We start from the raw sequence: 24,110 nt of genomic DNA, 5'->3' as shown, positions 1-24,110 counted from the left end.
ATCCGAAGCCGTAAAAAAACCGCCGCCGGCTGCGAAGCCGGCGGCGGTTTTCATTTGGGACGCCAACACGGCGCGAACGTCACGCGTGGGCGGAGGGCCGCCCACCCTACAGTCCGAAGCTCCCTTCGTCCTGCGAAAACGCGTTCATGCCGGCGCTCATCGCCGACACGAGCGCGCGCTCCGGGCCGGTCAGGTGCGGATGCCAGATGTCGAACATCAGGATCGCGCGCGGCGCCTCGCTGTCGTTCCACGCCTCGTGCTCGATGGTGTCGTCGAACACCCAGGCCTTGCCCTCTTCCCACGCGCGCACGTCGTTGCCGACGCGGAAACCGCACCCTGGCGGCACGACGAGCGGCACGTGCGTCACGAGGCGCACGTTGCTGACGCCGCAGTGCGGCGGGATGCGCGTCTTCGGCTTGAGCACGGAAAACATCGCGACGGGCGTGCGGCCCGGCTGGTCCGGCTGCGGCGCGCCGGCCAGCAGCGCCATCGTGCGCGGGCAGCGCTGCGCGTTCGCGTCGTTGACCTTGCCGCCCTCGACGAGGTGGAACGCGCTCCAGCGCAGCGAGTTGTTCAGCTCGGCCCACTGGCGCAGCGGCTGGTCCTCGCCGTACTGCATGTACGGGGTAAAACCTTCGGCGCCGGCCTGCGCGGCGAGGAATTCGGCGCGGATCGCATCCGTCTCCCGCTCGAAGGCGTCGAGCCAGGGGAAATCGGCGCGTTCGAAAAACGTGATGGGCGCGAGGCCCTGGAAGTGGAACAGCGCGGGCTGCGGCTCGTAGCGGCGCTTGCGGCCCAGCATGATGGCCAGCGATTCCGTGAACCGCTGCACGCGCTCCCCGCGCAGCTCACCCAGCAGCGGCGCCATGTAGTCGTCGAGGAAGCGGCCGAAATCGGTGTCGTATTGTTCGCGATAGGCCAGCGCTTCCTGCACGGCCGGGCGCAGCTCGGGCGCCAGTTGCGCGAGCGGCGGCGCCACGGCGGCGACGGCACCGTGCGCGCGCGCGGCCGCGTGGCGCTTGCCCTGGCGCGTGAGCAAGGCGGCGCGCAGGATCAGGGCGACGAGGTCGGTCGGCTCCAGCACGAGCGCGCGCCGGATCGCCTCTTCCTCGCGCGCTTCGTCGCGCTGGGCCATGCAAACGACGGCCAGGTTGATCCACTGCTGCTTGTCGCGGCCGTCGTTTGCGACGAGGCGCTCGAGCAGCGCGCGCGCCTCGGGCAGATTGCCCGCGCGGTAGTACAACTGCGCCATGCCGAGCAGCGCGGCGCCATGCGCCGGCACCTGTCCCAGGATGCGCTGCCACAGCTGCGCCGCCAGGCGTGGATTGGCGCCCTTCAGCGCCGCCTGGGCCGCGCGTTCCCAGGCTACGATTTCACCGTCGACGGAAGCCATGCCACTCCTTCATGTAGGTACCGGGATGTGCCGGACATACGATTCTGGGGTGGCAACTTCCTGTTGGCAAGCACTTATTTTGCCGGCGTTCAAGCGTCGTCGCGCAGGCGACGCGCACGCACGCTGGCGGCGAGGTTTTCCAGCACGGCCACGCTCGTTTCCCAGTCGATGCAGCCGTCCGTGACGGACTGGCCGTACGTCAGCTCCTTGCCCGGCACCAGGTCCTGGCGGCCGCCGACGAGGTGCGACTCGACCATCACGCCGACGATGCGCGTATCGCCCGCCGCGATCTGGGCGCCGATGTCGGCGCACACGGGCACCTGGTTCTGCGGGTTCTTGCTGCTGTTGGCGTGCGACGCGTCGATCATCAGGCGGCTCGCGAGGCCGTTGGCGGCGAGCTGCTTGCAGGCGTCCTCGACGCTGGCCGCGTCATAGTTCGGCGCCTTGCCGCCGCGCAGGATGATGTGGCAGTCCTCGTTGCCCGCGGTCGACACGATCGCCGAGTGGCCCCCCTTCGTCACGGACAGGAAGTGGTGCGGCTGCGACGCCGCCTTGATCGCATCCGCCGCGATCTTGATATTGCCGTCCGTGCCGTTCTTGAAGCCGACGGGGCACGACAGGCCGGACGCCAGCTCGCGGTGCACCTGCGACTCCGTCGTGCGCGCGCCGATCGCGCCCCAGCTGATCAGGTCGGCGATGTACTGCGGGCTGATCACGTCGAGGAATTCGGTGCCGGCTGGCAGGCCCAGCTCGTTGATGTCGCGCAGCAGCTCGCGCGCCATGCGCAGGCCGTCGTTGATGCGGAAGCTGTTGTCCATGTACGGGTCGTTGATCAGGCCCTTCCAGCCGACCGTCGTGCGCGGCTTCTCGAAGTAGACGCGCATGACCACTTCCAGTTCGCCCTTGAAGCGCTCGCGCTGCTCGACGAGGCGGCGCGCGTATTCCATCGCGGCCTTGGGATCGTGGATCGAGCACGGGCCGATCACGACCATCACGCGGTCGTCCTGGCCGTGCAGGATGCGATGCAGCGCCAGGCGCGCCTGCGACGCCGTCTGTTCCGCCTGCGCGGTCACCGGGAATTCGCGGATCAGGTGCGAGGGCGGCGTCAATTCCTTCATTTCGCGGATGCGTAAGTCGTCGGTGCGAGGCATTGCTGTTCTCCGTTCTTGATCTGGTTAAATTCTGGGGCGTAAAAAAAAAGACCGCCAGCTCGGCGGTCTTTTTGGATTCTGTGTCGGACTCTGTTCTGTTACTGCGTGAACCTGCCGCTACTCCACCGCCGTTGGGCTGGAATGGCTAAACCAAAAGTGAAAGGTAAAGAAAACGGCGTGGCGCATGGAGGTTTCCCAAAGTAGTCGGTTGACTATAACAACATTGCGTCGCTATTGGCAAGACTTTATTTGCGCTGTGATCTGTCGGTTACGGTTGCCTATACAGGCGATCGGTTGCGTGAACCAGACATGCCGTGCCGCTGTGCCGGACACGCTTGAGAGATGTCAGTTGCCCCTCCGTGAGAGATGCAAAAGTCGCAACGAGCCCCGGCCGCATGCACACCGGGTCGACCATCCCTCATCGTACATGGAGTCTGGACATGACTGAAACAACAATATCCCGAACGATCCGGCGCCTGTTCGCGGGCGGGGGCGCCATCGGCCTGGCCATCCTGGCACTGCCGGCGCTGGCCCAGGAAGCCGCGCCCAAGCCCGTCCCGCGCGTGGAGATCACCGGCTCGAACATCCGCCGCTCCGAGGCCGAGACGGCGTCCTCCGTCATCACCGTCAACCGCGCCGACATCGAACGTTCCGGCAAGGCCACCGTGGCCGAACTGCTGCAGACCCTGGCCGTCGACAACCAGGGTTCCGTGCCCACCACGTTCGGCAACGGCTTCGCCGCGGGCGCCTCCGGCATCTCGCTGCGCGGCCTGGGCGCGGCGTCCACGCTCGTGCTGCTGAACGGGCGCCGCATGGCGCCGTACGGCCTCGCGGACGACGGACAGAAGCAGTTCGCGGACCTGAACGTGATCCCGACCGACGCCGTCGAGCGCGTCGAGGTGCTGAAGGACGGCGCCTCCGCCATCTACGGTTCGGACGCCATCGCCGGCGTCGTCAACATCATCCTGCGCCGCGACTTCCAGGGCAACACGGTGCGTTTCTCGCGCGGCTTCAGCGGCGATTGGGACGGCAAGCGCACCAATGTCGCCTTCACCAAGGGCGTCGGCAGCCTCGACGCCGACCGCTACAACGTCCTGTTCAGCATCGAGTACAAGAAATTCGACGAGATCTGGTACCGCGACCGCGCCGACCGCGACTGGATCGGCCGCAACGACCTGCGCCCCTGGGGCTATTCGGCCGACCAGGCGCTGGGCGGCACGGGCGCCATCCTGGCCGGCACCGGCACGGCCGGCAACGCGATCAACGGCAACGTGCGCAATCCCGCCGATCCCACCAACTACTACAACCGGGGCAACCTGGCCGGCCCAGGTTTCACGCGCACCTTCCCCGGCGCGGCCTGTTCCAACTTCACCAACCACCCGCAGGGCGACCCCGGCGGCGGTTGCGTGATCGACGCGTCGCAGCTCTACAACCAGATCGAGCCGAAGCAGGAAAACCTCAGCTTCTTCCTGCGCGGCACCTATCAACTGGCCCCGGCCACCCAGCTGTACAGCGAGTTCAACTGGTACACGAGCGAGACGGATTCCTCAACGACGCCGTCCTCGGTCAGCGCCTCCGTCGGCTTCCCGGGCGGTCCCGTCAACAATGCCGTCGTCCAGCTCGGCGCCACCCACCCGGACAACCCATACTTCGGCACGGCCGCGCGCATCCGCTACCTGGCGGCGGACGTCGGCCCGCGCCGGTCGAACATCGGTTCCAACTTCCTCCGCTGGCTCGGCGGCGCCAAGGGCACGCATTTCGGCTGGGACTGGGACTCGTCCCTGCTGTTCTCGCACAACCACGTCAACAACACGCAGAACGGCTACCTGCAGCGCGACGTCGCCTTCGCCCTGCTCGACCCGTCCATCGCCAACATAACGGCGGCAACGCTGCACAGCCCGGCCTATGCGGCGCTGCCGCCGGGCACCGTCTGGCGCATCGCCGAAAACGCGGGCCTGAATTCGCCGGCGCTGTACGCCGCCCTGTCGCCCACCATCGTCAACGCGGCCAATACCAAGGTCGGCCAGATCGACTTCAAGGCCACGCGCGAATACAGCGGCATTCCCTACCTGGCCGGCAACCTGGGGCTGGCCGTCGGCACCGAATTCCGCCACGAGATGACGGAACTGCGGCCCACCACGGGCACGGAGCGCGGCAACATCATCGGCCTGGGCTATTCGGCCTATTCCGGCGCCCGCAACGTGTTCGCCCTGTACGGCGAGGGATTGGCGCCGCTGCCCTTCAACGTCGAGGCGTCGGCCGCGCTGCGCTACGACCACTTCACGGACGTCGGCAGCGCCTATACGCCGAAGTTCGGACTCAAGTGGACGCCGGTGCCCGCCTTCGCCCTGCGCGGCACGTTCGCGCGCGGCTTCCGTGCGCCGAGCCCGGCCGAGAACGGCGTCGGCGGCCTGGCCGCCTACTCGACGGCGGCCGACCCGGTCCGCTGCGCGCTGGGCGTGACGAGCAGCTGCAACCCGGCGTCGATCGCCCTGATCACGTCGCCGAACCCGAATCTGTCGCCGGAACACTCGAAGAGCTACACGCTGGGCATCATCTGGGACCCGCTGCCCCGCACGAGCATCTCGGTCGACTACTGGAAGATCAAGCGCATGGACGAGATCAACCAGGAGCAGGTGGACGCCGCCATCGCCGCCGGCCACGTCGTGCGCGATCCCGGCAGCGTGAGCGCCATCCCGGGCGACCCGGGCCAGATCACGGCCGTGCTCACGCGCTACGTCAACTCCGCGCAGAGCAAGGTGCGCGGGCTCGACGTCGACGCCCGCTACAACCACCGCCTCCCGAACGCGTGGGGCAATGCCACCTTCGACGTCAAGTACACGCACATCTTCGAATGGCTGCGCACGGAACAGGACGGCACCTCGCGCGAATTCGCGGGCACGCACGGCAACTGCGACGTCACCAACTGCGCGGGCACGCCGTCCGACCGCGTCAACATGCGGTTCGGCTGGGACCGCGACAACCTGCGCGTATCGGCCAACGTGAACTACCGCGGCGTGCTGGAGAACCGTTTCTTCCGCGGCGATCCGAGCGGCTGCGCCGTCACCTTCGCCAATGGCGCCGACGCCCCGAGCGGCTGCGAACTGGCATCGTTCACGACGGTCGACCTGGTCGTGCGCTGGAAACCGCAGCAGCGCTGGGAACTGTTCGGTTCGATCCAGAACCTGTTCGACAAGGTCGCGCCGCTCGACCCGCTGACCTATGGCGCGCAGGCCTACAACCCGCTCGACTACGAGGGCGCGCGCGGGCGCTATTTCACGTTGGGGGCGCGCTATTCGTTCTGACGGCCGGCCCGGCGCGATCAGTCGCCGGGGCCTTCGCCGGGCATGGTATCGGCCATGAGGCGCAATTCTTCCGGCGTCAGTTCGTCCGGTTTCTTGCCCTCGAGACCGTCGAAATCTTCCGGCGGCTTCGCGCCGTGCTGCGCCTGCGCGGGCGGCGGCGGCACCGGCTGGGCTGGCTGCGCGCCGGGTTGCTGGGGCTGTGCGGGCGTCGGTCGTGCTTGATCGTTGGCCATGGTCTGCTCCTCCGCTGGGTGGATCCGGTCAAGGACAGTGTGGCACAGGGTGGACTTCGGTGGCGTCCGCGTCGGCGTGCGGCCGGCTCAGGGCTTGGGCGTGCCGGTTGCGAGGCGGTCGAGCCGCAGCCAGCCGCCGGCCTCGCGTCCCGTGCGCGGGTTGCGGTACGTGACGTCGGCATAATCGCCGTAGACGTGGCTCACGGTCAGCACGTCGCCCGGAATCACGAACAGCGACGGGAGCTTGCACTCGTCCAGCGGCGCCGTGTGGAACCAGGCGCGGCCGGTGCCGGTGACGACGCGTGCCGCCTGGGCGGGCTCGACCGGTGTCCAGCGGGACACGGCAGTCGTCTGCGCCGCCTCGCAACGGGTGAGGACGTTGGTGAGTTCCTTCATGCGGTCCTGCATCCACACGAACTCGTGCACGACCGGGTCTGTTTGCGGCTGGGCCGCGCCCGCCTGCGCCAGTTGGACGACCAGCTTGCCGCCCGCGCTGCGCGCGCCGAACCCGACCAGGCAATCGCCGAACGGCTGCGACATCGTCGCGTCGTCTCCGGGTCCGACCTGCAGCACGGTGAAGCGGTGGCGGCATTGCGGATCGGGAAGCTGGGCATCGACGAGCACATAGTCGGCAGCGTCGTGCACGGACAGCTTGACGAGGGCGGCATCGCCGTCGACCTGCCCGAGCGACGCGCCGCGAACACGGATGTCGGTGCGGACGGGACCGGTGCCGTCGCCGGCAATGGCCTGCGTCTCGACCGGGCCGAAGCGGGTGTCGACGCGCGCGCCCTGCGCCTGGCACCAGGCCCTTGTCGGCACGGCGGGCGACAGCGCCAGCAGCGCGGCAGCGGCGCAGATGAACAAACGCCCGCGCGGGGCGGGCGTCGTGGCGGCGAAGGCACAGGCCATCGCTGCGGGTGGCCGTCAGGCCGTGCCGCCGACGGTCACACCGTCGATGCGCAAGGTCGGCTGGCCGACGCCCACCGGCACGCTCTGCCCTTCCTTGCCGCACACGCCCACGCCCGAGTCCAGGCGCATGTCGTTGCCGATCATCGAGATGCGGTTCATCGTGTCCGGACCGTTGCCGATCAGGGTCGCGCCCTTCACCGGATACGTGACCTTGCCGTCTTCGATCATATAGGCTTCGCTGGCCGAGAACACGAACTTGCCGTTGGTGATGTCGACCTGGCCGCCGCCGAAGTTCACCGCGTACAGGCCGTTCTTGACCGAGGCCAGGATCTCGGCCGGGTCCTTGTCGCCGGCCAGCATGTACGTGTTCGTCATGCGCGGCATCGGCAGGTGGGCGAACGATTCGCGGCGCGCGTTGCCCGTGACGGGCATCTTCATCAGGCGCGCGTTCATCGTGTCCTGGATATAGCCCTTCAGGATGCCGTCCTCGATCAAGGTCGTGCACTGGGTCGGGTTGCCCTCGTCGTCCATGTTCAGCGAACCGCGGCGGTCCTGCAGGGTGCCGTCGTCGACGACGGTCACGCCCTTGGCCGCGACGCGCTGGCCGATCATGCCGGCATACGCGGACGAGCCCTTGCGGTTGAAGTCGCCTTCTAGGCCGTGGCCGACCGCTTCGTGCAGCAGCACGCCGGGCCAGCCCGGGCCGAGCACGATGGTCATCGGACCGGCCGGGGCCGGGCGCGCTTCCAGGTTCACGAGCGCGGCCTGCACGGCTTCGCTCGCGTATTTTTCCAGCAACTCGTCGCTGAAATAACCGTAGTCGTAACGGCCGCCGCCGCCCGACGAGCCCATCTCGCGCCGGCCGTTCTGCTCGGCGATGACGGTGACGGACACGCGCACGAGCGGACGGATGTCGGCCGCCAGCACGCCGTCGCTGCGCACGACGAGCACGACGTCGTACTCGCCGGCCAGGCCGGCCATCACCTGCACGACGCGCGGGTCCTTGGCGCGGGCGATCTTTTCGATGCGCTCGAGCAAGGCGACCTTCGCGGTGGCGTCGAGCGAGGCCAGCGGATCGTGCGGCAGGTACAGCGCGCGGCCGCCGCTCGGCTGGACGCCGGCGGCGACTTTCACGCGGCCGGTGCCCGCGCGCGCGATCGTGCGCGTGGCCGCGGCGGCGTCCAGCAGGGCTGCCTGGGAAATTTCGTCGGAGTACGCAAAGGCGGTCTTGTCGCCCGACACGGCGCGCACGCCGACGCCCTGGTCGATCGAGAAGCTGCCGCTCTTGACGATGCCCTCTTCCAGGCTCCAGCCTTCGCTCTTGGTGAACTGGAAGTACAGGTCGGCGTAGTCGACCTTGTGCGTGAACATGGTGCCCAGCGTCGTGATCAGCTTGCCTTCGTCGAGTCCGAACGGCGTCAACAGGACGTCGCGCGCGACGGCGAGGGTGGAGAGATTCGGTTCGAATGGAGTCATTGCGTCGGGTCTTTCAAATAAGGATAGGGCATTGTGCCATACGTCAGAGTTTGCGGTGTTTCAGCGCCGGCAAACTCTCGCGCACCTTCGCGATGTAGTCCGGGTCGATCTCGCCGCTGACGACGCCTTCGCCTTCCGGCAACAGGTCCTTCACGTCGCCCCACGGATCGATGAGCATGCTGTGGCCGAACGTGCGCCGGCCGTTCACGTGCGTGCCGCCCTGCGCCGACGCCAGCACGTAGCACTGGTTTTCGATGGCGCGGGCACGCAGCAGCACTTCCCAGTGCGCCAGGCCCGTCGTGTGCGTGAACGCGGCCGGCACGACGATCAGCGCGCACTCGCCCATCGCGCGGAACAGTTCCGGGAAGCGCAGGTCGTAGCAGATCGCCAGGCCGACCCGGCCGAACGGCGCCTCGAAGCTGCCGACCGTCTCGCCCGGCACGATGGTGCGCGCCTCGTCGTACGACTCGCTGCCCTTGTTGAAGCCGAACAGGTGGATCTTGTCGTAGCGGCCCACGTGCTGCCCGGCCGGGTCGTAGACGAGCGTCGTGTTCAGCACGCGGCCAGCACTGCCCGACACGAGCGGCAAGGTGCCGCCGATCAGCCAGATGCCGTGCTCGCGCGCCTGTCCGGCCAGGAAATCCTGGATGGGGCCGTGGCCCGGTTGTTCCGCGTGGGCGACCTTGTCCGCGTCCGTCATGCCCATGATGGGCCAGTATTCCGGCAAGGTGACCAGGGTCGCGCCACGCGCGGCGGCGTGGGCGATCAGGCGGCGCGCGGTGGCGAGATTCTCGTCCACGTCGGGCGTGGACACCATCTGTACGGCGGCAACGATAGCCTTCATTGGTTTCCCTTCTTCTGCTTGTTGCGGTCCTGCTGGGCCGCCGCCTCGACCGCGGCCGCGACGGCGGGCGAATTGTCCAGCTTCACGATATGCGGCGACTTCCACGGTCCTGTGATCTGCATGTGGTACGTCAGCGCCTTCATCACGGGCGCGCGCAGGAACAGCTGGGCCAGGAAGCTGCCCAGGCCGATCACGGGGTTCACGGCCAGGCCGTACACGAGCGAGCTGGTGCCCAGGTTAAATTCCGGAATCACGACGACGTGCAGGTTCGTCGACTCGTGCGCGATGTCGGCCGTGCCGTCCATCAGCACCGTTGCCGCCACGCCGTGCATCTTGAGGTTGTCCGTGCGCACGACGCCGCGCGTGATCGCCGCATTGGCCGTGATGCCGTCGAAGGCGAGGCCGTCCGAGAACACGTCGTGGAAGTCGAGTTTCAGCATGCGCGGCAGCATCTGCAGGCTCAGCACGCCCAGCAGTTTCGCGGCGCCCGGGTCCTGCTTGAGGAATTGCCCATCCTCGACGTTCATCTGGATCTGGCCCGACAGGCTGGGGATGTCGAGCGAGTACGGCAGCCCGGCCCACGAGATGTCGCCGGACAGCGAACCCTTGCCGTGACGCAGGGTTTCCGGGAAACCCAAGCGGTCCAGCAACCTGCCCGCATCGCTGATGTCGAGGTTGAAATTCAATGCCGTGTTGCTCTTGCCGTCGCGCGTGAGCCAGCGGCCGTTCGCCTTCAACTGGCCGTCCGGGTTCGTCAGCGCCAGCCGCTCGATGCGCCATTCGCGCCCGGCCTGCGCTGCCGCATTGCTGGCCACCAGTTCCAGGCGGCCGAATTCCTTGTTGAACAGCTGGAAGCGGTCGGCCACGATGTCCAGGCCCGGAATGGTGGCGCTGGCGCCCTTGTTCGATTCGAGCAGGTCCTTGACTTCGTTCGCGGACGATTCCGGGATCACGAGCGAGGCCAGGCGGGCCGTCACCTTGCCCATCGGCTGGCCCGTGGACGATTCGTTCCACGTCACGTAGCCGACCACCTGGCGCGAATCGATGCTGGCCTGCCACGTATTGTTCTGGTGCGTGGCGCCGACGACGACATCGTGCAGCGCCCGTTCGCCGATGATGAGGTCGCTGGCGCGCGCCGCGACCGTGTCCGGCATGACGTACTGGGCCATGCCGCCGCCGTTGTCGGCCGCGTTGCCCGATGCCGGCGCGGCGTCGGCCGGTCCGGCGATCTCGCCGGCCGCCGCGAGCCAGCGGTCGACGTTCAGCGACTTCATGTTCACGTTGATCATCATGCCGCTGTCGGGCTCGGGCGCCGGCACGTTGACGCCGATGCCGCCCCGCTTGACAATCCACGGACCGTGCGGCTGGCGTTCGCGGACGTATTTCGCGGCCGCGATATTGCCGAGGGTGATGCGGATGTCGTCGTGGCCGACCTCGTCCGGGCCCTCCGGCTGGCCGGACAGGACGAAGTGCAGCGGCAGCGCGTCCGGCGCGGGCTTGTTCAGCGGCGCCGGCAGTTCCACGCCGAGGCCGGCCAGGTTGGAGTCGAGGACGATCTGGGTCTGGCGGTCGCGCACGGTGACGGTGCCGCCGAAGCGCGCCCCGCCGGAAAGCTTGGCGCCCAGGCGCTGCAGCGCCGGCAGGGAACGGGTCTGGCGCATGCCCTCGGCCGTGGCGCTGCCCGCCATGCGGATCTGGATGGCGCCGTCGCGCTGCGTGCCACCGGACAATTGCAGCGGCCCGCCCAGGAAGCTGGCGCCGACGCCGTTCAGGTTCACGCCGCGCTCGGAAAACTCGATGCGGCCCAGCGCGGCCTCGATGGGCGGCAAGTCGGGGAACAGCACGACGTCGTTGTTCTGCAGCTGCAGCGCGCCCTGGACTTTCGCGTCGTGCAGGCTCGCGAGCGGCAGGTGCAGCTTGAGGCCCAGCTTGGCCGGGCCCGTCGCGCGGGTGTCCTCGGTGAAGCCGCCGATCCAGTCGAGCACGGGGCTGGCCGCCACGTAGCGCAGGAAATCCGGCAAGGGTGCGGCGGCCGCGCCGTCGATGTCGAGCATCATGTCGTGCACGCCCAGCTCGGGGATCACGGCATGGACGTTGGACAGGGCGATGCCCAGCGTGCGCGCCGTGTCGCCGCGGATGTCCATGCGCGCGCGGTCGAACACGATGGAACCGTTGATGTGCTCGGCCAGCGGCCACAGCGGCGCCTTGCCGTCGTCCGCCTTGCGGCCGGGCGCGTACTCGAGCTTGCCGTCCTCGATGCGGCCGCCGACGCGGAACTCGCCGCGCGCTCGCTCGAGGGCATTGTCGGCCCGGAACGGGAAATGGGCCAGGTCCCCGCGCAGGCGCAGGTGCGCATCGTGCAGGGTGCCGCCCTGCAGCGCGCCCGTCAGCCATTCGCGCAACCCTTCGGGCGTTGCCAGCGGCAACCAGCGTCCGATGCTCGCGATCTGAAAATTGTCGACCGTACCCGTGAAGTCGGCGCTGCCCGGCCCTTGCCCGGGCTTCAGCGGCAGCACATGGCGGCCGGACAGGCTCGCCTTCAGGGCACCCTGCGCCAAGTTCATGCTGTCGACTTCGACGAGCAATTGATCGTCCTGGGGAAAGCTCCAGCGCGCGTGCAGGGCGAGCCGGTCGAACGGCATTTCCGGTTCGGCGAACCAGGCCGGCAACGCGAGCACGAGCTTGTCGGAATCGACGTCGACGCTGCCGCCGTGGTCGGTCGCGTCGATGCGGCCCGACAGGTTCTTGAAACCCGGCAGCGCCGGCCATGCGGCCTGGGCCGGGTGGCCATCGGCCGCCGCCTGCCCGGCGCGCGCCGCCAGCGGATTCATGCCGAGGTTCTCGACCTCGCCGCGCACGCGGTAGCCGGTGACGTGCGGGAAGCGGCCCTGCCACTCGACGGCGGCGTCGTTGATGCGGCCGTGGGGCGCCAGTTCCGTCAGCAACTGGCGCTGCGCGGGCGCGATGGGCAATTGCGCGGCCAGCGTGGCCAGCGCGCCCACGTCGAGCTGGCCGGCGCGCACCTGGAAGCGCTCCGGCTGGGTGCGGGAGGCCGGACGCCAGGATTCGGTCAACGTCGCCGGCGGCAGCACGACGCCGTCTTCCGTGACGACGGAGAAATTTTCCAGGCCGATCGTATGGCCCAGCGCGCCGAAAGTCGGCTTGCCGTCCGTCACGTTCGACGCGATCGTCTCGCTGGCCGACAGCCGGCCCGACACGCGCGCCAGCGCGAGCGGCGGCGTATCCGGCCCGAGGCGCGCGCTGACGCCGGCCAGCGCGAGGTCGGCCGTGAAGCCGGCCAGGCGCGCATGGTCGAAATCGAGCCAGGCGCGCACGGAACCGCAGCCCTGCTGCAGGGTGAACGGATAATCGAAGTACTGCTTCCAGGCGGCGAGATCGGTGTTGCGCAGGTCGGCATACACCTCGCCTTTCCAGCGCCGCACGTCGGACGGCCTGGCGCCGAACGCCGGGTGGGAAAAGCGCGCGCGCAGGTCGAGCGGGTCGCCGGCGCCCGGCGGCGGCGCGGCCTTCAGGGCGAAGCGGTGCGTCGTCCAGCGGTTCTGCAGCACGAGGGTCACGTCCGACAGCGCGAGCGTCGGCGCGCCGCGCAACTCGTCCGTCCACGACAGGCGGCCTTCGCGGATGACGATCTCGTGCTGGCGCAGCAGCCAGTCGGCGCCGCCGCCCTCTTCCTTCTTGTTCGGGTCGATGCGCACGCCGGCCACGGCAATGACGCCGTCGCGGCCGCGCCGCACGTCCAGTTCCGGCCGGTTGATTTCCAGCGCCTCGAACCGGGGTTCGGCCGCCACCACCGACCACCACGACAATGTGGCGGACACGGACGGCAGCGCCAGCAGCTGGCGGCCGGCGCGGTCGTGCAGGCGCAGGTCGCCGAGGTACAGGTTCGGATGCAGGCCGCGCCACGACGCGTAGACGCGGGCGATGGTCACCTGGTTGCCGAGCGCGCGGCTGGCGGCCCGTTCGATGTCCGGCTTGTAGATGTCGATGTTCGGCAGGACCGCGTAGCGCAGCACGAGGAACAGCACCGTGAACGCGAAGTAGACGAGCAGGACGGCCTTGATGGTAAAGCCGAGCACGTGATGCGATGCCAGGTTGGCGTAGCGGTAGCATGCGCGCGCGCGGGCCCAGCGCTCCGCCAGCGGGACGTGCGCGTGCTCATGCGCGCGGCCCTGGGGGTGCGCCTGCTCGTGCGCGTCGTGCTCGCGCTGCGCCTGCGGTTCCGGGTTGTGCATCAAAAGGCTCAAAAAAGCTCGCCGTAAATCGTTTAACAATCAATAAGAGGCGCTTGCAACATCCGCGGCGTCTACCTTACCATCAAGCTGACCCAGGGCAGCATGGCGGGCAATTTTACCCCATAGCAAGCGACCCGAAACGCACAACTCGTCTGGAATTCGCCCTATGTTCCAAGCTTCCTCCCCGTCCCTGGCGCAAACGTCGCGCTTTTACCAACGCTGGCTCGCCGCCGACCCGGCCCGTGCCGGACGCGTCGATACCCTGGCCGCATTATCGCTGGCCTCCCTCGATTTCGGCGCAGCGCTGAAGTCCGAGGCCGCCTCCGGCCCGGACGGTTCGGTCCTCCCGACGGCCAGGGCGATGCGCCGCCTGCGCAACCTGCTCGTCTGCGCCATCATCCGGCGCGACCTCGACGGCCTGGCCGACCTCGACGAAGTCGTCACCGCCATGAGCCGCTTCGCCGACTTCGCCGTCCAGACCCACCTGGCCGAGCTCATGGCCGAGATGACGGCGCTGCACGGCGAACCGGTCGGCGCCGAGTCCGGCCGGCCCCAGCAGATGATGGTGCTGGCGATGGGCAAGCACGGCGGCGGCGAGCTGAACGTTTCGTCCGACATCGACCTCATCTTCGTCTACCCCGAGGACGGCGACACCAGGGCCGGCCCCGGCCAGAAATCGCTGTCGAACCACGAATTCTTCGTGCGCCTGGGCCGCAAGCTGATCGCCGCCCTGTCCGAAGTGACCGAAGACGGTTTTACGTTCCGCGTCGACATGGCGCTGCGTCCAAACGGCAAGTCGGGCCCGCTCGTGGCGAGCCTGAACATGGTCGAGGACTACCTGATCGTACAAGGGCGCGAATGGGAACGTTATGCCTGGGTCAAGGCGCGCGCGGTCACCGGCGATCCGGCCGACATCGCGGCCCTGGACGCCATCGTGCGGCCGTTCGTGTTCCGGCGCTACCTCGACTTCGGCGTGATCGACGCGATCCGCACCATGCACGCCCAGATCCGCGCCGAGGTCAACCGCCAGGAACGCCTGCACCCGGAGCGCAACCAGAACGTCAAGCTGGGCCGCGGCGGCATCCGCGAGATCGAATTCCTGGCCCAGGTATTCCAGCTGATCCGCGGCGGCCGCGACGCGGCGCTGCGCGAGCGCTCCACGCGCAAGACGCTGCGCCTGCTGGCCGAACGCGAGCTGCTGGCCGATGACACCGTCGAGCAATTGCTCGAAGCGTATGAATTCCTGCGCAACCTGGAGCACCGCCTGCAATACCTGGAAGACGCCCAGACGCACACGATGCCCGTCTCGCCCGAGGACAAGCAGACCATCGCCCGGATGATGGGCATGGCCGGCGAGGCCGAACTGCTGGCCCGCCTGGACGTTTGGCGCGCCTTCGTCGCCGCCCAGTTCGACGCGATCTTCGCCGACAAGGCGGCCGGCGCCGAACCCGTCGACCCGGATGCCCTGCTCTCCGATCCCGACAACCGCGACGCCATCGCCGACCGGCTCGCGAGCCTCGGATTCGACGATCCGCAAGCGGCCGCCGGCCGCCTCGTCGCCACCTGGCAGGCACCCCGGCTGCAGACCTTGCCGGAAGCGAGCCGCCACCGCCTCGTCGCCCTTGTCAATACGGCGCTGGCGCAGATCCCCGCCGTCGTGGCCGACGCCGGGCTCGGCAGCCATGCGGCCCTGCTCGGCCGCCTGCTCGATTTCTTCGAAGCCATCGCGCGCCGCTCCGCCTACTTGTCGCTGCTGACGGAATATCCGCACACGCTGGAGCGGGTGCTGCGCATGATCAATGCCTCCGGCTGGGCCGCCACCTTCCTCACCCAGCACCCGATCCTGCTGGACGAGCTGCTGGACGACCGCGGCAATGCCGCCGAGGATCTGCCCGCGCTGGCGGCCAGCCTGTCGGCCCAGCTCGACGCGGCGGCCGGCGACACCGAGCGCCAGCTCGACATCCTGCGCGAAGCCCATCACGCCCAGATGTTCCGCCTGCTCGCGCTCGACCTGGCGGGAGAATTATCCGTCGAGCGCCTGGCCGACCACCTGTCGGCGCTGGCCGACCTGATCGTGTGCGAAGTCGTGCGCCGCGCCTGGCGCACCATTCCGTCGCGCCACCGCGACGTGCCGCGCTTCGCCGTCATCGCCTACGGCAAGCTGGGCGGCAAGGAACTGGGCTATGTGTCCGACCTGGACGTGATCTTCCTGTTCGACGACGACGACGACATGGCGCCGTCGAACTACGCCAAGCTGGCCCAGCGCTTCATCACCTGGATGACGACGCATACGCCGGCGGGCATCCTGTTCGACATCGACACGGCGCTGCGGCCGGACGGCGCGTCCGGCATGCTGGTGTCGTCCGTGGCCGCGTTCGAGCGCTACCAGCAATCGTCCGCCTGGATCTGGGAGCACCAGGCCCTCACGCGTGCCCGCTTCTGCGCCGGCGACGCCGCCATCGGCGCGCGCTTCGAGACGATCCGCGAACAAGTGCTGCGCCAGGACCGCTCGGGCCGCGCCGACGAGCTGCGCACCGAAGTGGCCAAGATGCGCCAACGCATGCGCGACGCGCACCCGCCGCGCGACGACCGTTTCGACCTCAAGCACGACGAAGGCGGCATGATCGACATCGAATTCATCGTCCAGTACCTGGTGCTGCGCCATGCCTGCGCGTATCCGCAGCTGACGGCGAACGCCGGCAACATCGCCTTGCTGAAACTGTGCGGCCAGCTGGGGCTCATCGACGCCGGCCTGGCCGACGGCGCGTCCGGCGCCTACCGCGCGATGCGCAAGCTGCAGCACCAGGTGCGCCTGCAAGGCCAGGAAAACGCCCGCGTGGACCGCGGCCTCGTCGCCAGGCATGCGGACGTCGTCGTGCGGCTGTGGCACGACTGCTTCGACGTCTAGACCCGTCCAGACGCGGGGACGTTGTTTTTTGTCAACGTTTCCGTATAAAAATATTTACGTATTGATATTTCTCAACACGTAAACACTCCGATACGGCCAGCGTATCGTTGATGCGCGGCCACGACTGCGCCTTATCGGAGAACCCATGCAACAACCTACCACGATCGCCAAGGCGGTCGCCGTCGCCCTGACGGCGATGGCCGGCTGCGCGCATGCACAAACGGGCGAGTCGATGCAGCGCGTCGAAGTCACGGGCTCGAGGATCCGCCAGGTCGACCTGGAAACGGCGCAACCGATCCAGGTGCTGACCCAGGAACAGGTCCAGAGATCGGGCCTCGTCACCGTCGGCGACATCATCGACAACCTGTCCGCCGCCGGCACGCCGGCGTTCTCGCGGGGCTCGACCCTGACGTCGAACCGCGAACAGGGCGGCCAGCGCGTCAACATGCGCAACCTGGGGGCGAACCGCCTGCTGGTGCTGGTCGACGGCAAACGGTGGACGCAGACCGTCGCCGGCTATACCGACATGTCGACCATCCCGGCGGCGCTGATCGAGCGCATCGACATCCTCAAGGACGGCGCCTCGGCTATCTACGGCTCCGATGCCATCGCCGGCGTCGTCAACGTCATCCTCAAGAAGACCATGCAGGGCGGCCGCGCCAGCGTCTACGCGGGCCGCAACCAGAAAGGCGACGGCAGGAAGAAGGACTATGCGCTGGCCTACGGCGCCGGCGACGACAAGGCCGACCTGATGTTCGGTCTCACGTACACCGAGGACGGCGTCGTCTGGGCCAAGGACCGCGCCGTCACGGCCAGCAATTACGGCCCGAACCACCTGAGCGCCGGCCTCGGCGCCAGCCCGTGGGGCCACATCCGCCAGCTGAGCCCCGGCGGTGTCAACAGGATCCTCGACCACACCGGTTCCTACGCAGGCGACGGCACCGGCGCCAACGCGCGCGACCCGGCCAATTACCATGATTACGCCGGCGCCGACGCCGACACGTACAACCCGTCGCTCCAGATGATGTACCTGGCGCCCACGCGGCTGGCGTCCGTCTTCGCCAAGGGCGGCATCGCGCTGCCGCACGCCATGCGCTTCACGGCCACGGCGATGTTCGCGGACCGCACGTCGTCGCGCCAGAACGCCGGCTACCCGCTGAACTCGTTCACCCAGAGCAAGTATCCGGTCTTCATCGACAAGGACAGCTATTTCAACCCGTACGGCAACCAGGTGGCCGGCGCCGGCCAGGGCCAGGACCTGTTCTTCATCCGCCGCACGGTCGAAGTGCCGCGCGTGACGGACAACGAGAACCGCACGGTGCACGTCGACGCGCGCCTGGAAGGCGACGTCCGCCTGCTCGGCCGGGCCTGGAACTGGACCGTCGGCTACAACCACAGCGCCATCACGGGCTCGGTGCTGTCGACCGGCAACCTGAACCTGCTGAACCTCAAGCAAGCCCTGGGGCCGTCGTTCATGAACGCGGCGGGCACCGTGCAGTGCGGCACCGCCGCCGCGCCGATTCCGGCGAGCCAATGCGTGCCGTTCGACATCCTGGGCGGCCCGTCGGCGTCGACGCCGGACGCACTGGCTTACGTGATGTCGACCGGCCATGCCACGTACGGCTCGACCGTCAACAGCGCCACCGCCGACATCACGGGCGACCTGTTCGACCTGCCGGCCGGCGCCGTCGGCATGGCGGCCGGGCTCGAGCGCCGCGCCGTCAGCGGGTACGACCGGCCGGGCGAGTTCGAGCAGTCGGGCTACTCGACCGACCTGGCCGGCAATGCCACCGTCGGCAAGTACACGGTGCGCGAAGCCTATCTGGAATTCAACGTCCCGCTGCTCAAGAACAAGCCGTTCGCGCAACAGCTGAGCGTCGACATCGCGTCGCGCTACTCCGACTACAGCAACTTCGGCAACACCGCCAACAGCAAGGCCAGCGTGATCTGGAAGCCGGTGCGCGACCTGCTGGTGCGCGGCACCCGGGCCCAGGGCTTTCGCGCCCCCACGCTGAGCGACACGTTCGGCGGCGGCCAGCAAGCCTACGAGTCCTACCTGGACGCCTGCGACAGCATGTACGGCGAAGCGGCGCGCAATCCGGCCGTGGCGGCCCGGTGCGCGGCCGCCGGCGTGCCGGCGGGCTTCCGCCAGCTCAACCAGGCGGGTTCGCCGGTCCCGGCCGGCGGCGGCCAGACCCCGGTCCCGTTCAACGTGGGGGCCGGCAACGACGCGCTGCGGCCGGAAACGGCGACGACGACGACCTTCGGCATCGTGGCGAGCCCGAACTGGCTGAACGGCGCGTCCATCGCGCTCGACTGGTTCGACATCCACGTCAAGAACCGCATCAGCGGCGTGACGGCAACCTACGAGATCGACCAGTGCTACGTGGGCGGCGTGCAGGCGTTCTGCGACAAGATCAAGCGCGACCCGGCCACCGGCATGATCGCCAGCCTGGCGCGCGGTAACGCGAACCTGGGCGAGCTGCAGACCCGGGGCGTCGACCTGGCCCTCGCCTACCGTTTCCCGCGCACGGCGCTGGGCCGGTTCGACATCCGGTCCGAATCGACCTATACCGACATGTTCCGCATCAAGAGCACCGCGACGTCGAACTGGGAAAATGACGCCGGCGAGTTCACGTACAACCCCGTGAAATCGAACGTGGCCCTGGATTGGAGCCTCGGCAACTGGAGCGCCACCCTGGCGTCGCGCTACACCAGCGGCGTCAAGGTGCATTGCTGGAGCGCCGCCAGCAACGAAGAATGCAGCAATCCGACAGGCGCGGCCAGTTGGGGCACCGGCTACACGACGCTGGGCGCGATGGTCTACAGCGACTTATCGGTGGGCTATGTCCTGCCGTGGAAGGCGAAGCTGCTGGCCGGCGCCAACAACGTGTTCGACCGCAAGCCGCGCATCGTCTACGACGCCAACACGTCGTTCCCGAACGGCACGTCGGCGGCGGCGTCCGTCGATCCGCAGATGCCGATCGACCGGCTCTTCTACGTGCGCTACAGCCAGTCGTTCTGATCGCTGCCCGCGTGAAGCAGGCTTCGCTTTTGCGAATTTACAACAAAATGCGAATAAATCGGCACCCTTAAATAGGGTCGTTCATTTTACATTTTGCCATACTAAAAAATACACTCTAGCTATTGCTCGGGGGACAAACACAAGCTGATCGAATCGGTTTTTCGTCAGAAAAATTGTATATAGAACTGAAATTCCGCGTAATTTCCAACTTAAATTCGACGATTTCGATAAACACAACTGTAACTCATCAGGTTTGCCTTTCGAACAAGGCGGACGCGCGCGAGTGACAAGCGCGGATGCACATCGTTACACGTGTTGACATGAAGCTACGCCGAATGATGTTATTGGCACCTTGGAAAAACGTACGCATCGAACACGCGCAACCCACGTCGACCAAAACTTGTCGCTCGCCGACGCCAACGACAGTGCTGCGATCCGGCCTGCCGTTTTATAAACCCTGGGAGTATTAAAAATATGAGAGAGAAGAATTTGTCCCGTTCAATCCGGATGATCTGCCTTGGCGGGGTCGCCCTTGCCGTGCAGGGCGCCTACGCGCAGGACACGCAGCCCGCGCCGATGCAGCGCGTCGAGATCACCGGTTCGCGCATCGCGTCGCCGAACGCGGAGTCGCCGTCGCCGCTGCAGGTGCTGACCTCACGGGATATCGCCGCCTCGGGTGCCAACAACCTCCAGGACCTGCTCCTGCAAAACCCGACCCTGGGCACGCCGACCTACAGCCGCACCAACACGGCATTCCTGACGTCCGGCGCGGGCGTGGCCACCGTCGACCTGCGCAACCTGGGCACCTCGCGCACCCTGGTGCTGGTCAACGGCCGCCGCTTCGTGTCCGGCGTGCCGGGCAGCGCCGCGGTCGACCTGAACGCGATCCCGACCGATTTCATCGAACGCGTCGAACTGCTGACCGGCGGCGCCTCGGCAGCGTACGGCTCGGACGCCGTGGCCGGCGTGGTCAACATCATCACCAAGCGTAATTTCGACGGCCTCACGATCGACGCCCAGGGCGGCGAGAGCTCGAAGGGCGACAGCGAGAAGCGCAAGCTGTCGATCACCTACGGCAGCAGCAACGACAACGGCTTCCTGATGGGCCACATCGGCTTCACGCGCGACGGCCAGGTGTGGTCGCGCAACCGCGAAGCCTCGGCGGTCGACCAGTCGTCGAAGATGGTCGTCGACACCGGGGATCCGGCCGACGCCTTCGTCGCGGTCCGTCCGACCTACTCCAGCTACGCGCCGCAAGGCCGCTTCACCTACAAGGGCGCCAACGGCAAGAGCGGCAGCTACACCTACGACGCGAACGGCAACCCGATCCCGTTCGTCTCCTCGGTGTCAGGCTTCAACCGTTCGTACTACCGTTCGATCGCCGTGCCGGTCGACCGCTTCGTGCTGGCCCTGAACGGCGAGCGCAAACTCGACGAGCACAACAGCGCCTTCGTCGAAGGCACCTATGTCTCGACCCGCTCGGGCAGCGTGATCGAGCCGTTCGCGCTGAGCTCGGCCGACATCTTCAGCAACGCGCAAGTGCCGGCCGGTGCCATGGTCAACGGCACGCTGGTGAAGAACCCGCTGGTGCCGCAATACCTGTACGACCGCATCAGCGACACCGACGGCGACGGCATCCCCGACTACTCGTTCACGCGCCGCATGGCCGAAGTCGGCACCCGCCACAACAGCGTGGACCGCGACACCTTCCGCCTCGCCACCGGCATGAAAGGCGACTTCCACGCCTGGAAGGACTGGAACTACGAGGCCTACGTCGCGTACGGCCAGACCAAGGAAGGCCAGCAGTCGAGCGGCCAGGTCAACGTCCTGAACTTCCGCAACGCACTGAACGCCATCCCCGATGCGAACGGCAAGCCGGTCTGCGCGGACGCCAACGCGGTCGCGCAGGGTTGCGTGCCGATCAATATCTTCGGCTTCAACTCGATCAGCAAGGAAGCGCTGGCCTACGTGAACGCGCCGGGCTCGCTGACGACGCGCACCACGCAGAAGCTGGCGGGCGGCCACATCGACGGCGAAATCTTCGACCTGCCGGCCGGTCCGCTGGGCGTCGCGGCCGGTGTCGAGTTCCGCAAGGAATACTCGGAATCGATCCCCGACGCGCTGACCCAGGCCGGCCTGAACGCCGGCAACGCGACCCCGCCGACCCAGGGCGAATTCAGCGTGCGCGAAGCCTTCGTCGAAGCCCACGTGCCGATCCTGAAGGATCTTCCCTTCATCAAGGAACTGAGCCTGCCGCTCGCCTTCCGCCACGGCGACTACTCGTCGGTGGGCAGCACCAACAGCTGGAACGCCGGCTTCGAATGGACCGTCGTCAACGACGTCAAGCTGCGCGGCACCCGTTCGCTGTCGACCCGTGCGCCGGACATCAACGAGCTGTACCAGGCGCCGAGCCAGGACTTCCCGTCCGGCCTGACCGACCCGTGCGAAGGCGTGACCGCGACGTCGCAGGGCGTGTACGACGCGCGCTGCCGTGCCGATCCGGGCGTGGCCGCGAACATCGACAAGAACGGCCAGTTCACGAACACCCTGGCCGACCAGCAGGGCGTCAGCGGCTACAACCGCGGCAACCCGAACCTGCACGCGGAAAAAGGCCGTTCGACGACCCTCGGCGTCGTCTGGACCCCGCGTTCGATCCCGATGCTGAAGCGTTTCACCTTCACGGCCGACTACTTCAACATCAAGATCGCCGACGCGATCGTGTCGACCCCGCGCCAGTTCGCGCTGACCAGCTGCTACAGCGGCACGAACCCGGCCATGTGCCAGTTCATCACCCGCTGGCCGACCGCGAACGGCGCCAGCAGCGCCGGCGCCCTGCGCTACATCGACACCGCCGTGTCGAACAGCGGCGGCAAGGCCACCTCGGGCATCGACCTGACCGCCGCCTGGAACGACCATGTCGGCCCGGGCACGCTGTCGACCCGCCTCGCCTACACCTATGTGCGCACCGGCTACGACGTGCCGCTGCCGGGTGCCGACCGCGATCCGTTCGCCGGTGAAATCGGGGCGCCCAAGAACAAGGCGAACCTGAACCTGGGCTATCGCTGGAAAGACCTGAACGTCAGCGCCACGTTCGACTACATCGGCCGTTCGTCGCTGGACGACCAGTTCCTGTCGGGCTTCGACCTGCCGCCGCACTCGCTCCAGGTCGGTTCGCGCACCTACACGAGCATGCAGGTGTCGTACCAGCTGATGAAGAGGACCGAGCTGTACTTCGGCCTCGACAACGCGTTCGACGTCAAGGCGCCGCCGATCATCTCCGGCCTGCCGGGCGACGTGACCGGCACCGAGACCGATGCCGGCACCTACGACCCGATCGGCCGCCGCTGGTACGCGGGCGTCCGCTTCAAGCTCTGATCGATCGCCTTCCGGCACGCCCGCGTGCCGGACGCGCCAAGCCGCCCGCCCTTGCGCGGGCGGCTTTTTTTTTTCGGCGCACGCGAGCGCGGCCGCACATTTGCCGCCTTGCTGACGCCGCGGGCCGCTTGGCGGTATCATGCGCCATCGGCCGGCCCGGCAACACGGCGGCGCGGCCCAACGAAAGTGAACATGGCTATCAAACTCAAGACAGACAAAGATATTGCGAAGATGCGCATCTCCGGCCGCCTGGCGGCCGAGGTGCTGGAAATGATCGCCGAACACGTCGTCCCCGGCGTCTCCACCGAGGAACTCGACCGCCGCTGCAACGAATACATCCGCAAGGTGCAGAAGGCCACGCCGGCCAACGTCGGCTACCACGGCTTCCCGAAGACCCTGTGCACGTCCGTGAACAGCGTCGTCTGCCACGGCATCCCCAGCCCCAACGAGGTCCTGAAGGACGGCGACATCGTCAACATCGACGTCACCGTCATCAAGGACGGCTGGCACGGCGACACCAGCCGCATGTACTTCGTCGGCACGCCCAGTCCCGAAGCAAAGAAGCTGGTCGACACGACCTTCGACGCCATGATGGCCGGCATCCGCACCGTGCGCCCGGGCGCGCGCCTGGGCGACGTCGGCCACGCGATCCAGAAGCTGGCGGAGGCGCAAGGCTATTCCGTCGTGCGCGAATACTGCGGCCACGGCATCGGCAAGGTCTACCACGAAGACCCGCAGGTGCTGCACTACGGCCGGCCGGACACGGGCCTCATCATCAAGGAAGGCATGACGTTCACGGTCGAGCCCATGATCAATATGGGCGACGCGGACGTCGAACAGCTGGACGACGGGTGGACCGTCGTCACGCGCGACCGGTCGCTGTCGGCGCAGTGGGAACACATGATCGCGGTGACCAGGAACGGGTTCGAGATCCTCACCCCGTGGCCCAAGACGAAATAACCGGCATGCGAACGTCTGGTGGGTGCCCATCCTACGGCGAAATACGTAGGGTGGGCGGCCTCCGCCCACCATTCGCACACGATATCGCACGACAAAAGAAAAACGCTCCCGAGTGAACTGAACCCCAAAAGTTGGACACCAACTTTTGGGTTTTTTTCATGGCGAAGTACGACGAGCAATTCAAGCTCTCGATAGTCGGGCAGTATCTCGACAAACAAGGTGGCTACAAGACTGTGGCGATGAAGCACGGTTTGTCGCACGGGATGGTACGGCGCTGG

The 24,110-nt window shown here is 67.6% G+C and carries 13 protein-coding genes; 6 read left to right on the top strand and 7 right to left on the bottom strand.

Features of this window, described 5'->3' with window-relative positions; translation table 11 throughout:
- Positions 1-106 precede the first annotated feature (106 nt).
- Both ISF28_RS19570 and aroG read right to left on the bottom strand, forming a co-directional pair.
- Positions 107-1,393: an aspartyl/asparaginyl beta-hydroxylase domain-containing protein gene (locus ISF28_RS19570; RefSeq protein ID WP_198118859.1), complete on the bottom strand. Its 1,287-nt coding sequence runs from the start codon at positions 1,391-1,393 to the stop codon at positions 107-109.
- A gap of 89 nt (positions 1,394-1,482) precedes the next feature.
- Complete coding sequence (gene aroG / locus ISF28_RS19565) at positions 1,483-2,544, bottom strand: 3-deoxy-7-phosphoheptulonate synthase AroG (protein ID WP_198118858.1); 1,062 nt, start codon at positions 2,542-2,544, stop codon at positions 1,483-1,485.
- Between the two features lie 440 nt (positions 2,545-2,984).
- Here aroG and ISF28_RS19560 point away from each other — a divergent pair, with 440 nt between their 5' ends.
- Positions 2,985-5,849 carry a TonB-dependent receptor gene (locus ISF28_RS19560; protein ID WP_198118857.1) on the top strand — a complete coding sequence of 955 codons (2,865 nt, stop codon included), beginning with the start codon at positions 2,985-2,987 and terminating at the stop codon, positions 5,847-5,849.
- A gap of 17 nt (positions 5,850-5,866) precedes the next feature.
- On the opposite strand, the gene ISF28_RS19555 is transcribed toward ISF28_RS19560, so the two are convergent.
- From ISF28_RS19555 to ISF28_RS19535, 5 genes are all read right to left on the bottom strand, one after another.
- Positions 5,867-6,082: a hypothetical protein gene (locus ISF28_RS19555; RefSeq protein WP_198118856.1), complete on the bottom strand. Its 216-nt coding sequence runs from the start codon at positions 6,080-6,082 to the stop codon at positions 5,867-5,869.
- A gap of 87 nt (positions 6,083-6,169) precedes the next feature.
- On the bottom strand, positions 6,170-6,991 hold the full coding sequence (locus tag ISF28_RS19550; RefSeq protein WP_198118855.1) for a hypothetical protein: 822 nt from the start codon (positions 6,989-6,991) through the stop codon (positions 6,170-6,172).
- Positions 6,992-7,006: 15 nt separating this feature from the next.
- Complete coding sequence (gene tldD, locus ISF28_RS19545; protein WP_198118854.1) at positions 7,007-8,467, bottom strand: metalloprotease TldD; 1,461 nt, start codon at positions 8,465-8,467, stop codon at positions 7,007-7,009.
- 43 nt (positions 8,468-8,510) lie between these two features.
- Positions 8,511-9,311: a carbon-nitrogen hydrolase family protein gene (locus tag ISF28_RS19540; RefSeq protein ID WP_229519216.1), complete on the bottom strand. Its 801-nt coding sequence runs from the start codon at positions 9,309-9,311 to the stop codon at positions 8,511-8,513.
- On the bottom strand, positions 9,308-13,564 hold the full coding sequence (locus ISF28_RS19535; RefSeq protein WP_198118853.1) for a YhdP family protein: 4,257 nt from the start codon (positions 13,562-13,564) through the stop codon (positions 9,308-9,310). The genes ISF28_RS19540 and ISF28_RS19535 overlap by 4 nt, the downstream gene beginning before the upstream one ends.
- Positions 13,565-13,730: 166 nt before the next feature.
- Here ISF28_RS19535 and glnE point away from each other — a divergent pair, with 166 nt between their 5' ends.
- The 5 genes from glnE to ISF28_RS31240 form a co-directional block, all read left to right on the top strand.
- Positions 13,731-16,472, top strand: coding sequence for a bifunctional [glutamate--ammonia ligase]-adenylyl-L-tyrosine phosphorylase/[glutamate--ammonia-ligase] adenylyltransferase (gene glnE, locus ISF28_RS19530; protein ID WP_198118852.1), 2,742 nt, complete (start codon positions 13,731-13,733; stop codon positions 16,470-16,472).
- Between the two features lie 145 nt (positions 16,473-16,617).
- Complete coding sequence (locus ISF28_RS19525) at positions 16,618-19,497, top strand: TonB-dependent receptor plug domain-containing protein (protein ID WP_198118851.1); 2,880 nt, start codon at positions 16,618-16,620, stop codon at positions 19,495-19,497.
- 489 nt (positions 19,498-19,986) lie between these two features.
- Positions 19,987-22,872 carry a TonB-dependent receptor plug domain-containing protein gene (locus ISF28_RS19520; protein WP_229519215.1) on the top strand — a complete coding sequence of 962 codons (2,886 nt, stop codon included), beginning with the start codon at positions 19,987-19,989 and terminating at the stop codon, positions 22,870-22,872.
- 192 nt (positions 22,873-23,064) lie between these two features.
- A complete protein-coding gene (map, locus tag ISF28_RS19515) occupies positions 23,065-23,832 on the top strand; it encodes a type I methionyl aminopeptidase (RefSeq protein ID WP_198118849.1) in 768 nt (255 codons plus the stop codon).
- A gap of 158 nt (positions 23,833-23,990) precedes the next feature.
- Positions 23,991-24,110, top strand: a 120-nt coding sequence (locus ISF28_RS31240; protein ID WP_198118848.1) for a transposase, incomplete at its 3' end; no start/stop codon positions are given.

Origin of the sequence: Massilia rhizosphaerae, from assembly GCF_016093545.1 — a bacterium.
Taxonomy (GTDB): Bacteria; Pseudomonadota; Gammaproteobacteria; order Burkholderiales; family Burkholderiaceae_D; genus Telluria; species Telluria rhizosphaerae.
Note: the sequence above shows the minus strand (reverse complement) of the source record. Positions and strands in the feature narration are given on the sequence as shown.